This window comes from Aphanizomenon sp. UHCC 0183, assembly GCF_009712065.1.
Classification (GTDB): Bacteria; Cyanobacteriota; Cyanobacteriia; order Cyanobacteriales; family Nostocaceae; genus Dolichospermum; species Dolichospermum heterosporum.
In genome coordinates, this window is record NZ_VILC01000010.1 from 77,829 (window position 1) to 92,022 (window position 14,194).

Here is a 14,194-nt window from a genome sequence, read left to right on the forward strand (position 1 = left end):
ACTGGGTAGTTTTCCCTTCAGGACAAATACACCCTTTTTCTCTAGCAAAAGACTCCCTTTTTGATCATTCCTTATCTGGAAGGTAAATCAGTATTTGTCCATTATTTTTGGTTATGGCTAGATACAACCCATGATCATTACTGGTTTTAGCACCCACAAAAAACTATCTTTTTTGGAAGATATATCGGCATATTCTTCGTTCTTTTCTTAATTAGCAAATATGTCAACCCTCCTGATCATCACTTTAACAAATATCCAAAATGTAGATAAACACTCCTATATATCCATCCTAAATGATCTGTGAAAAAATCTATTGCTTGTTGCCTGTTGTCTGTTTAGCACCTCCATGAATAAGCCAGGAAAGCTATATATTAAATTTTTGTGTATTTTTTGCAAAGTTTCTATGTTTGTCCGGGTTGGAAGATGAGAGTAATTGGATAAATCGCCATGTTGTTACTAGATTTATTTGTTCCTACGAAAATTTACTAAATAATCCAAAATACAAAAATAGAAACTTACAATCCGGATAATATTTATCGTTTAAAAGCATCGCATATTGAAAAAATATTTAATATCTATCAATGGGTGGAAAAGCTCTATGCCTGATTTCGTAGTTCAAAATGAGTTTTAATTAATAACACAATCACGTAAGAAGTTAGAAATAATAATTCAACACTTAATTCACTCATAGTATAGGTATAGTATGGGTATTTAAGAGTTAGAATACTTGTTAGACAAGAATTTGTCTAAAAGGGTTATCTCAGATTTATTCTGTATTTTGAATCCTTACTTCATTGCCTATTACTCATAATTACTCATTCTCTGAATGTATTTCTCAAGATAGGGTTGGTAGATTGAGGACACAAGTATGTAAATCAATTTTCAACTATTTATTACTCGGATACTAGAAGATAATTTGTCTGGTAGATTACATAAATTCCAGATTATCAAGTATTATGTGTAATTGAAGTATTGTAAAATACTATTTACATCAGGTAAAATCAAAGGATATAGTTAAGTAAGATTGAATAGAATTAACCAAGTCTGTAAATAGAATATTTGTTTATAAATTGAGAAGTTATGTATAGTATTAGCGTAAATTCATCGGTTATAACCGTATCTGAACCAGGAGGATTATATCAATCTCAAACAAAGTTGTCTCAATGGGTTGAAGTGCTTGTAGATTGTCCAGGATGTTCAGATTTATTTACCTATAAAATACCGGAACAGTTAGAAATCAAACCAGGGGATATTTTAAGTGTTCCTTTTGGTGCAACACAGGTAGGTGCGATCGCTATTCGCTTATTAACTCAACCTAATCTAGATATTCCCTTAGAAAAAATTCGAGAAGTTGAAGATGTGGTTAGTGAAGGGTTTTTTCCTGCTGGCTATTGGATATTACTTAACCGAGTTGCAGCTTATTACTATACACCTCTAATTCAAGTTATTCGCGTCGCATTACCACCGGGATTATTAGGAAGATCACAACGTCGTTTGCGGTTAACTCCCTTGGGTAGAGAAAATCTTTCTATTTACATTAGCCCTACAGCCCAGCAAGTAATCACACTTTTACAAAAAACGCCAACAGCAGACTATAGTTATCACTACATTCAACAAAAAGTTAAAGCTGCATATAGAGGTATTCGGGAATTAATCCGTTTGGGATTAGCAGAAAACTATTTAGAACCGCCACGACTCACCCAACCTAAATTACAAAAAGCTGTCACACTTCTGGATAATCATGATGACGATTTAACAACCCGTCAAAAAGAAATTGTCGAAGTTTTACGCCGACAAGGCGGAGAAATGTGGCAAAGTGAATTATTGCAACTTTGCGCTACCAGCACTTCTACACTCAAAGCCTTAGTAGATAAAGGCTATATAGTCATTGAAGACAGAGAAATATTACGCCAAGAACAAGGACCCACAGTAGCCGGAGATTGGGCTAAATCCTTAACACCAGCCCAAAATAACGCCTTAGAAACAATTAATTCTTTAACTGGATTTACTCAAGTATTGTTACATGGGGTGACAGGTTCAGGAAAAACAGAAGTATATTTACAAGCCATATCACCATTACTCGCACAAGGAAAATCCGCCCTTGTTTTAGTTCCCGAAATCGGACTCACCCCCCAACTCACAGACAGATTCCGCGCCAGATTTGGAAACAAAGTCCACGTTTATCACAGCGCCCTTTCCGACGGTGAACGTTACGACACTTGGCGACAAATGCTCACAGGAGAGCCGCAAATCATCATTGGGACTCGCAGCGCCATTTTCGCCCCTTTGCCCAATCTAGGCTTAATTATCCTGGACGAAGAACACGATAGCAGCTTTAAACAAGATTCCCCCATTCCTACTTACCACGCCCGCACTGTCGCTCAATGGCGAGCCGAATTAGAACATTGTCCGCTAATTTTAGGTTCTGCGACTCCTTCTTTAGAAAGTTGGGTAAGTAGAAATCATCAATATTTATCGTTACCAGAACGGATTAACTCCCGTCCATTACCACCTGTGGAAATTGTGGATATGCGTCAAGAGTTAAAAGAGGGAAATCGGTCTATTTTTAGTAGAAAGTTACAAAATGCACTGCAACAATTAGAAGCAAGACAACAACAGGGAATTTTATTTATTCACCGACGAGGACATAGTACCTTTGTCTCTTGTCGCAGTTGTGGTTATGTATTGGAATGTCCCCATTGTGATGTTTCCCTAGCTTATCATCATGTGGAAGCGGGAGCGCCAGAATTATTGCGCTGTCATTATTGTAATTATGGGCGTTTACATCCTCCCCATTGTCCCGAATGCAGTTCCCCTTATTTAAAGTTTTTCGGAAGCGGTACTCAACGGGTAGCGCAAGAATTAACTAAACAATTTCCCAATTTGAAAATAATTCGCTTTGATAGCGACACCACTACAAAGAAAGGTTCGCACCGTGAACTCCTAACTAGATTTGCTAACGGTGAAGCGCATTTATTAGTGGGAACACAAATGCTAACTAAAGGGTTAGATTTACCTCAAGTTACCCTTGTGGGTGTAGTTGCGGCGGATGGATTATTACATTTATCTGATTATCGCGCCAATGAACGCACATTTCAAACTCTGACTCAAGTTGCAGGAAGGGCAGGAAGAGGGGATGATCCGGGGAGGGTAATTGTCCAAACCTATACTCCAGAACATCCGATTATTGAAGCTGTGCAAAAACATGATTATCAATCTTTTTGTGATGCAGAGTTAGCACAAAGACAAGCTCTGAATTATCCTCCCTATGGGAGATTAATTTTATTGCGGTTAAGTAGTTTAGATCCGATTCAAGTCCAAAATACAGCCCAAATCATTGCTACATTTTTAAACGATAAGGAAGGGTTTGAGATATTAGGACCCGCACCTGCTAGTATTTTACGAGTAGCTAACCGTTATCGCTGGCAAATATTACTCAAGTTTGCTCCTGATGCTTTACCTAATTTACCAGATTGGCCAGAAGTGCGATCGCTTTCTCCTGCTTCCGTGAGTTTAACAATTGATGTAGATCCCATTAATATTATGTAGTCGGGGGTAGGAACAGCTTGATAATTTCTCCCCATAACTATCCATATATTACTGTTTGTCCAAGTCTTCAATTAGTTGATCAACAAATTCCCTTAACCGTTGCTGCTGTGTTAGGGACGGTTTTAATTTTTTCTCTGACCCCAGGCAACACCTTAAACTGCAAAGGTGATTTATCGCTGTCCAGATGTGTCTAGATTTTGGTAATTTTGGGTAAGTTTTATAGAACGGAAAATAAATTATTGTCAGAATCAGGATTTACAGGATTTTAGAAAACCTACTTAATTGATAATGGTCGTGAATGTTGTCAAAGATCAATTGATTATCTAAGTAATGGGACAGAATTAATTACACAATTGATTTTTCTGTTCCCAGTTAAGAGTTCCCTGTCTCTCTCTCTCAACGAGTGAATTTAATTTTATCCGACTACTTAGCGAAACGAAGCATCTCAAGAGATTCTTCACTACACTTCGTTTCGTAATGCCTCTGGCACGCTGCGCGAACAGAATGACATTGGGCATTTCTTTTTGTGGAGTTCTCTTAGGGTGGAGTCAATCCAAAATCCAAAATTGTCAATCCAAAATCGAGTGCCATGAGTTGTTAGAATGGTAAAACCCTAAAATTTACCTGGGATATACGGATTTAAACCTGTCTCCATGTCTTACGAACCACTGCACCATAAGTATCGGCCAAAGAGCTTCGCTGAACTAGTGGGTCAAGAGGCGATCGCTACTACCCTAACAAATGCCATCCTCTCAGCGAAAATCGCCCCTGCCTATTTGTTCACTGGCCCCAGAGGTACAGGAAAAACTTCCAGTGCGAGAATTCTTGCTAAATCTCTCAATTGTCTCCAAGGCAACCAGCCAACCCCCCAACCCTGCGGCGTTTGTGAAATCTGTCAGGGTATTACTAAAGGCTATTCTACTGATGTTATTGAAATTGACGCTGCTAGTAATACTGGTGTTGATAATATCCGGGAACTGATTGAACGGGCGCAGTTTGCCCCGATGCAGTGCCGTTATAAAGTATATGTGATTGATGAATGTCTAACAGGAGATTCTTTAATTCTCACTAATACCGGACTTGTTCGCATTGACAACCCGAATATTAAAGGACAAAAAGTTCTTAGTTACAATGAATCCTCTAAAAAATGGGAATTTAAAAAAGTTGTCCGTTGGTTAGATCAAGGGGAAAAGCAAACTTTAGTTATCAAAACAACTCACAGAGAAATTAAGTGTACAAGTAATCATTTAATCAGGACTGATCAGGGATGGATAGCAGCCAAAGACGTAAAAGAAGGAATGAAGATACTATCCCCTGTGAATGTGGATGCGGCACGCTCATTTACAAATTTGGAGAAGGTAGAATCTGTTCACCTCGCTGGAGTTGAGCGAGTTTATGATCTGGAAGTTGAGGATAATCATAACTTTGTAGCTAATGGATTACTAGTACATAACTGTCATATGCTAAGTACCGCAGCGTTTAATGCGTTACTTAAAACCCTAGAAGAACCACCCAAGCACGTTGTTTTCGTTCTGGCGACAACAGACCCACAAAGGGTATTACCAACAATTATTTCTCGTTGTCAAAGGTTTGATTTTCGACGAATTCAGTTAGAGGCAATGGTAAAACATTTAACACATATTGCCGATAAAGAAAGTATTAATATTTCCCATGATTCCCTGACTTTAGTGGGACAAATTGCCCAAGGGGGATTAAGAGATGCAGAAAGTTTATTAGATCAATTAGCTTTAGTCACTGGGGAAGTGACACCAGATAAAGTTTGGGATTTGGTGGGTTCAGTCAGCGAAAAAGACCTATTTGGATTGTTAGAAGCGATCGCTCAAGATCAAGCAGAAATAGTCCTAGACACTACCCGGAAAATCCTCGATAGAGGACGAGAACCCCTAATTATTCTCCAAAATCTCGCCGCTTTTTATCGAGATTTTCTCATCGCTAAAACTGCCCCCAATCGTCAAGATTTAGTTGCTTGTACTCAGTCAACTTGGACATCATTAGTTGAATTTGCCCAAAAATTTGACATCAGTACCATCTTGCTAGGACAACAACATCTGAGAACAGCCGAAGTCCAACTAAAAAACACCACTCAACCCCGGTTATGGTTAGAAGTAACATTACTGGGATTATTACCCAGTGCCAATATTCAAATCCCAACTGCAAATATCCCGCCAAGAACCAATACAACCGCAACCCCAACATATCCACCCGTTGCTGCACCACCAGCATATCCACCCACAAATCATAATCCATCTGTTAATTTCGCACCACCACCACCCCAAGAACTTGTATCTCCACCACCCATAAACCATCAACCAGTAGGAGAAAGTTCACAATATGATTTAACTCAACTTTGGCAACAAGTTCGTGGACATATTCAACAGTTACCCACACAAGCATTACTGGGTCAAATGTGCCATTTAATGGAATTTAATGGTAATACTGCCCGTGTAGGTGTAAAAGCGGTTTGGTATGACAAAGTGAAATCTTATTTACCTATTATCACCACAGCCTTTAGACAAACTTTCCAGCAAGAAATTCAAGTTACTTTAGAAAAAGCTACCACTGCAAACGCCACATCTACCAGAAGAAATCCACCACCACCAACTTCTCCTCCAGTTCAACAACCACCGCAACAAACATATCAACAAACACCAGAACCACAACCCACACCACAACCAGTAGCTACAGTATCCACGCCATCACCTACACCAGTCCAAATTGAGTCTGTTGTTACCAATACAGCACCAGTACAAACTCTTTCTCCGCCACCAGTGTCACCATCTCCATCAAATTGGGATCATGATGGAGTCGTTAAAGCTGCGGAAAGTTTAGCCAAATTCTTTTCGGGAGAAATTATTCGGATGACAGATGACAGTTTCCAACTATCGGACTCTGTTAGTTCCGCAGAAACACCGGAGATATATGAATCCTATGTTGATGATGAATATAATTAAATAAGGAATGTGAATTAAATAAGGTGCAAAAGTAGGGTGTGTTAGCGACAGCGTAACGCACCATTCCAGGTTACATCAGAATTGCAGGTTATTAAATTTGCGTTCCTAAGAGAACTCCACAAAAAAATGATCCAATTTTGTGGGATGGGCATCCTTGCCCGTCCTTGATGATTAGCGGGCAATTCGTCCCGCACCACAGGAAATTTTGGGATATTTTTTTGATTGGAAGTCTCTAATAAACCTGTGCTGCATGAGTTGTCATTGCGAGTGAAAGGAAGCAATCTCTTGACAACCGATAAACCACCTAACGCAAAAATCTCTCAAACCCTTATTCCTCTGTGTCCTCTGCGCCTCCGTGGTTCGTTAATCAGGATAATTTATTTCTTGGAAGTCCCTAAAACTAACGCAACACTGGCGGTAATCGTGGTCTACCAGTAGAAATTGCATAGTTAATTACTAACAATTGTAACCATAATCCTGGAAAGCGATTTTCTAACCAAGATTGATTCCATTTTAAGAATTGTGGAAACCATGTCCCCAAAATCAGACTGACTAAAGCATGACGAGCAAAACTCACATAATTACCCAGCCAACGTAATAAATCTCGCCAACCAGCTAATTGCCAAATCCACAATAATAAAGCCGGATTTTTCATGGCTGCTTTCAAAGCGAGACGGTTAAAAGTGAACCAATCACAACGATCTTTAATGAAATTATCTGTAACTTCCGGGGTTTCATCTGTTAATAACCCAAAGAAAGTATTCAGCATCGCATTTATCATTTGGGGGGCGATAAATTTCCCAGTGGGAACCATCATTCCCTTAGAAAACAACCACATTACCGCCACATTACTTTGGTAAGCCCGAATTTTATTTAAGTGTTGCTGACTTAATAAATCATGTTTGAGCGCGATATTTAACAGAGTAGTTAATCGGTCTAAATTGCGGACTAAAGAACCAAAACCAGTAAAAACTAGAGGAGACTGCAAAGAAGCAGCATCACCAATGGAAATTAATCTATCAACTGCAATAGTGCGATCGCTACTATCTACACTAAAATGTCCCGGTATATAGCCAAAAGTGGGTTTCCTCCACACTAATTTATCCAAGTCACAACGCCGATACTCTGGCAAAATTGTGAAAAAATCCTCATACATTTCCAACAGAGAACCAGGATTTTGCTCATTCACCTCATGATAGTGAAACAGATAAATCGTCAACTCTTCCCCAACCCCAGGAAACAACTCCCAAATCAACTGTCGTCCCCTAGAAATATCCCCATGACTATAGAGAACATCCCCATATTCAGAATCCCAAACCCCAGGCTCAAAGCCCTTTTCAATCACCGCTCCCACCGTTGGACACACACTATCAAAAGCCCGACCACCATTTAATTGCCAAGCAATCGGTGAAGCCGTTCCCATTGCATCTATCAACAACCTTCCACTCACTTGCCGTTCATTTCCAGTAGGCAAATGTTTGACATTAATAGCAACTTGTGTAGAACTAATATTCACCTGGGAAAACTCCGTTTCGTCCCAAATATCACCACCAGCAGCTTGAAGTTTTTCTCCACATAATGCTAGTAACCTTTCTGAATCTAAAGCTATATTCAGAACAGTAGGAGTGTGGAGAACAGGGGATTTTAACTTAGCAGGATTATTCCCATCAAAAAACTTATTAAAACCGTCCTTATACTCTCTTGAAATAATTTCTGCTAATTCAGCATTGGTTAATAAACCCAAATTGATTAAACTTTGGATTTCATCACGAGAAATATTCCATTCTCTGTTCATTTTACCAAAAGGTAATCTTTCCACCAACAGCACTTTATAGCCCAATTTAGCCATGACGGCGGCATGAATTGACCCCAAAGCACCACCAATATAAATCAGGTCATACTCAGGACTAGCAGCAGGAGAAAGAACAGGTGATGTTTCCTGACTATTCCCTTGATAAAATACCACTTGACGGGGCTTTTGCGGATTTCTTACCCCTTCGCGCCACCGTTGTTCCCACCAGTAAGCCCGGTTGAGGTGATATTCCCCATTAGACATTTTCTGAAAATACTTAACAGTTAAGGGATAATAAGGTTCTAGCTCTGCGAAAATTGAATTTTGGGCATCAATGACAGGTAGTTCCGGGTAGCAATTAGGAAAGCGACCTCTAATTTCCTGTGTCAGAGATTGGAGAATACCTCTCTCCCCTGGAAAAGGTTCATCTCCCCAACGGAATACCTTGAGATAAGTTGTTCGCTGCACCGACCACACAAATATAGACAGTTCCACATCACCAGCAGTGGTACTTTGAACCGCGCTTCTCAACCGCAAACCATCTGGGGTAACTAATTTTTGCCCATTTTCAACAACAAAATCTGTTTGTAGCCATTTGCTAACGGATACTGTATCGGGCGTAGGAATTTCTAAATAAAGAAGTTCTTGCATATTTTTCTGATATCTCCTATCAATCTACTCAGTTAGACAGATTAAAAAAAGGCAGAAACTAGGTTAGAATCTGCGCTGATTAACTTCATAAAGATCCCATAAAGAATTTTAATGATTTATCAAGTATAAGGACTCAGGATACATAAGGTTTGAGATGGAAGGAAACAGGGAACAGGGAACAGGGGAGAAATTCCATTCTCTATTCTTCAATTTCTTTCTCCTAAACTCCTGATAGCGTAGCGTGGCGTTAGCCATACTCCTGACTCCTGACTGGGCGCAAGCCCTGCGCCCCTACATCCTGACTCCTGACCCCTGAATTCTTACGTTTATTGTTCATATTGTAAATTTCCTAAACCCACGCCATGAATTATCCTATCCCAGACAGTCCCCAAGAAATATCTGCACTCAGAAAACAGCCAGTTGATGAAGAACTAGTTGCTGCGGTAATTGCTGGTGTAGTTAGAGTTGTTCGCGCACAGGGTCAGTCCTTAGATCAATTAACGACCCAAGTATTAGCAGATGATCAAATGTTAGATAGACAACAAAGACGCTGGTTAAGTCAGTTAGTTGCTCAAGTATGGGAAAACTTTCCTTGATGCACCTATAATAGGACTTGCTGATAGCATAGCGTAAAAGTCTTTTTCTTAGGACTTTAAAGCTCGGTCAATGTCTTCATAGAAGAGTCGCCGAGAAGCCCACACTCACCTGTTCGCGCAAGAGTACCGCAAGGCACAAGGGAGTGTGTGGAGTATGTCACTGTTTATTGTAAATGGTGTAGCAATTACTAGTATATTATGGTGTAAATAAAGCAACCATTTTTAAGCATTGTAATTAATAGACATCTCCAGAAGTTAAAGATACTTGACCTGAAAGTAGGGGCGCAGGGTCTGCGCCCAGAAACGATTCATCAATATACTAAACACGGCTGAGAGATGGAATTTTGTAAAATCACGAAAAACCCTGATTTGTAGGGTTAAAGCAAGAGCTTAAGCTCTTGCTTTACCTCTACCTACAGAATCAAATAATTAAGCCGTGTTGAGTATAACAGTATGAAATTTATTTACCCCAACCCGTAATGGCTATTAAGAATGCTTGCTTTATTTGCGCCATGCTATAATAGATAGAGGTTTTGGCTAATGGTGTCTCAAAATAGGTGAATTTTTCTTTGTCGGATTTGGAAAATTGAGGATATCCAGACAGTTAAAACTGTTCCCTGCCCTCACAGACAACTTATTCAGCAAGCCCTATTTATACATTAAAAACTTTTCAAACATCTTCTTAGTTTTTTTAATTTTTTCTTAACCCTTAATTATTTATTTGTTAACCAATCTAAGATAAGTTTGCTATGTAGTCAAATTTTTAGGCATTTTTTAAATCTCAAGAAAACTAAAATCCTCACAGCAGAATAAGTAACAACAAATCTCTAATTGCAAAAATGGAAACATTCAAATGCAATTATTTTAATAACAGTCAGTAACTCAGCCCTAAAGGGACTGAGCTTGTAAGAAATTGCAAGCTGTACTGACCAGTCTAAGTCTTCACTGACTACGTTTTTTGAGTCACGACACCCCGGAATGCGTAGCTAGTTCCCTGCTCTGTCATTTGCAATTAAACAGTTTTAAAGTCACTGAAACAGTGTTGCAAGTCTAAAAAGCTCTTAAAACATTGACGTTCGCGCAGCGTGCCGTAGGCATCAGCTAACATTACCCCAGAAATGGGAGGCTCTTCGGAGCAACACATTATGCGTACAGAGTTGGGAATTTTGAATCGGTAATTGTCCCGTTGAAAGTACATTACAAAAGTACACCGAATTTACCAACTCCAAGGCGGTAATGAAAAAATATTCAAGGCGGTTAAAACCGCACGAGTCGTTTCCCTCTCAGCACGCTTTGTGTCTGAGTTTCCCACTTACCGGGTATTTTTATGATAAACTTTTGTAGAAACTTTCCTTTGGAAATTTCGGTTCTTCGGTTATTTTTATGGAAAACCTAGTTCAAAATCATTGAAAGCCCTATTGTGTAGGCATTTCATTGAAAATATGGAAATAATTGTTTATAACCCTTGTCCCGTAAGGGTTTTGTTATCATCAATCCTCAATCACCATAAAAGAGACGCAAGAGCCGAAATTTCCTCCTGGTTCTATCAGCGTTCTTTAATAAAAATACGTAAACAAATTTAAACCAGTATCTACTAATTTTTGAACAGGAGCATGACAATGACAACATCATTTGTACCAGCAGGTAGCACGAATTACACCCTAGTTGGTACGGCAGAAGATGATATTCTTGATGCCTTAACTGGAGGGGGAAACAATATCCTTCAAGGTGGTGATGGGAATGATGAGTTATTTGCCTATACTAATGATAAACTCTTTGGAGAAGCAGGAAATGATGAACTCCACTCTGAGGGTAATGGTGGCAATACCTTAGATGGTGGGGATGGTAATGATATTATTTTTGCTGACCGTAATGATACTATTTTAGGCGGCGCAGGTGATGACACAATTTTTGGTAATCGCGGTGGCAATACTTTAACTGGTGGCGCGGGTAAAGATACATTCTGGCTGGCTAATGCCGAATATCCCAACAGTCCAAATATCATTACAGACTTTAATCCCGCAGATGATAATCTGCGAATTGATATTGACGGTATCAAATTAGACAAGCTCAGTTTCTCGGCTCAAGGAAATGACACTGTAATTAGTGCAAATAATACACAATTTACTATTCTTAAAAATCAAAATTATGAATTACCAATATTTACGATTACTTCAGCTTCAGCAATAGAAGGAAGTGCAATCAATTTTACTGTCACCCGCACAGGAGATAAGCAAACTACTCGCAGTGTAACTGTATCTACGTCTATTGGTACTGATGATACAGCTAGTGCAAATGACTTAACTGCAAAAACAGAAATTCTCACATTTGCAGCAGGTGAATCTAGCAAAACCTTTACGGTTCAAACAACTCAAGATAGCCTATTTGAAGGCAATGAGACTTTCACTGTTAGTTTGAGTAATCCTACAAATAGTGCAGTTATCAGTCCTAATAATGGTACAGCGAAAGGGACTATTAATAATGATGATGCTGCACCTATAAACCAAGCTCCCACAAATATTACTCTACAAAATCCAATTACAACCCTTTCTGAAGGGACAAGTACCACAACTAGGCTCAAAGTAGCTGATATTGTTATTACGGATGATGGACTAGGAAGCAATACTATCTCTTTAACAGGTGTAGATGCTACTAGTTTTGAAGTAGAAGAAACAGTTCTTTACATCAAAAAAGACACAAAGTTGGACTATGAAACCAAGAACAGTTATGGTGTAACAGTCAATGTTGATGATACCACCGTAGGTAATACTCCTGATGTTTTTACCAACTTCACTCTCACGGTAACAGATGTAAATTATGCTCCCGAAGTCAAACCAAATCAAATCTTTAGCTACACTGAAAACAAAACAGCAAATTTCCAAGTAGGAACTGTTTTGGCTACGGATGACATAGCTGTAACAGGTTTTGCGATCGCCAGTGGAAATGATTCTGGTTTCTTTAACATTAATAATCAAGGTATAATCACCCTGACGGACAAGGGAGTGACCAGTGCAGCCAATGACTTTGAACGCAGTCCTAATAGTTTTACATTAGGGATTATTGCTAAAGATGCAGCAGAGGCTACTTCCCAGGTTACGAATGTGACTATTAATGTTACCAATGACCCAACGGATGATAACAAAAAACCAAATCTGCAAAGCTTCACCCAAAATGGACAAGAAGATCAAATAATAAGTTTTGGTATTGGAGACTTCAAAGACAAGGGTAAATATCAAGACGAAGACAATAATGATTTAATGGCAATTAAGGTAATAAGTTTACCAACCGCTGGAAGCCTAACCTTTGTGAATGGTCAACAAGTGACTAAAAATCAAGAGATATTAGTTAATGACCTAGCTAATCTGCGATATAATCCCGTTGTTAATGCTAATGGTAATGTTGCCACATTGACAGTAGCAGCGATTGATAATGGTACTCCAAAAGTAGAATCTGATCCTGCTACAATCACAATCAATCTGACTCCGGTAAATGATCCTCCCGTTGCAAAAAATGATCAATTATCTGTCAGTCAAGGAAGTGCGGGAACTATCAACCCTTTAAACAATGATAGTGACCCTGAAGGAGATAGTTTAAAGCTCACCGGCAAAACCGACGGTAAATATGGCAAAGTAGATATCAATGGCAATAATTTGACCTATACGCTGTTAGATGGCAATTATTTGGGCAATGATGTCTTTAGTTACACTGTCTCTGATGGTAGTCTTTCCGCAAGTGCTGATGTTAGGGTGACGGTTACGGGTAAAGCTACAACTGCTACAGTAGCACCAACTCAGCTAATCTCAATTGCTCCTGTTGATAAACTGATTCCCAAGGAAGCAGGTACATTAACTGGTATTGTTGATAAATTGGGCTACGAATTTCCTAATAACTACAACCCATCCCTTGTCAAAAACTCCCTGCAAAATGCCCTAAATCAGACCACCGCAGCTTTTAATAATCTGTTCGGTCTCTATGAGGTGGATGATGTAACGGGGTCTGTAAATGGCATTAAACCCGGGGAAATCGGTTATGCGAAAGCCGCTTTGAGTAAGGTAGTAGATAACTTTATTGTGCGGGTAGGGGGTTCAAGTAGTGGTGCTGCGAGTGATGTCGTTGTCAGTGGTGGTAAAATCTATTCTCCCTTTGTAATTGCTAATGGTGGTAACTTCTCCGGTAATCTCCAACAAGCGATTAATGCTTTCTTTGCTGCGAACCCTAATAATAGTCCGGCTACCGCGCAAAATTACACGACTTTACCTGTAGCCTATTTTAGCTTTGGGGTAGCTAACCCGGACGGTGCGGCTCATTTGAGAAGTTTTGGGAATAACACCTTTGGTTTTGAAGATCTACCTGCGGGTGTGGGGATAAGTGACTACGATTTTAATGATGCGGTTTTCTCTTTTGGAGCGATAGCGTAAGCCTATTTGATTCTCCGGGTAGGGGTAAGAGACTTCCAATTAAAAAAATATCCCAAAATTTCTTGTGGTGCGGGCCGAAAAGCCCGCTAATAATATAAGGACGGGCAAGATGCCCATCCCACAAGGTTGAATCATCTTTTTTGTGGAGTTCTCTTAGAGGATGTTTGAAAAGTGTTATTCCGTAATTTTCATCACATTGCTACCCCCCTTAGTCCC

At 39.4% G+C, this 14,194-nt stretch carries 5 protein-coding genes; 4 read left to right on the forward strand and 1 reads right to left on the reverse strand.

Going from position 1 to position 14,194, the window contains the following annotated elements; genetic code table 11:
* Window positions 1-1,080: 1,080 nt before the first annotated feature.
* Window positions 1,081-3,549 carry a primosomal protein N' gene (gene priA / locus FJR37_RS05305; RefSeq protein WP_168465492.1) on the forward strand — a complete coding sequence of 823 codons (2,469 nt, stop codon included), beginning with the start codon at window positions 1,081-1,083 and terminating at the stop codon, window positions 3,547-3,549.
* 653 nt (window positions 3,550-4,202) lie between these two features.
* Complete coding sequence (gene dnaX / locus FJR37_RS05310) at window positions 4,203-6,521, forward strand: DNA polymerase III subunit gamma/tau (protein WP_168465493.1); 2,319 nt, start codon at window positions 4,203-4,205, stop codon at window positions 6,519-6,521.
* A gap of 400 nt (window positions 6,522-6,921) precedes the next feature.
* On the opposite strand, the gene FJR37_RS05315 is transcribed toward dnaX, so the two are convergent.
* Window positions 6,922-8,964, reverse strand: coding sequence for an NAD(P)/FAD-dependent oxidoreductase (locus FJR37_RS05315; RefSeq protein WP_168465494.1), 2,043 nt, complete (start codon window positions 8,962-8,964; stop codon window positions 6,922-6,924).
* A gap of 362 nt (window positions 8,965-9,326) precedes the next feature.
* Between FJR37_RS05315 and FJR37_RS05320 the strand changes: the two genes are divergently transcribed.
* Together FJR37_RS05320 and FJR37_RS05325 are read left to right on the forward strand one after the other, a co-directional pair.
* Window positions 9,327-9,560, forward strand: coding sequence for a hypothetical protein (locus tag FJR37_RS05320; RefSeq protein WP_027402261.1), 234 nt, complete (start codon window positions 9,327-9,329; stop codon window positions 9,558-9,560).
* A 1,619-nt stretch (window positions 9,561-11,179) separates the two neighbouring features.
* Window positions 11,180-13,978 (forward strand): Ig-like domain-containing protein, encoded by a 2,799-nt coding sequence (locus FJR37_RS05325; protein WP_254434518.1) that lies wholly within the window; start codon window positions 11,180-11,182, stop codon window positions 13,976-13,978.
* Window positions 13,979-14,194 lie beyond the last annotated feature (216 nt).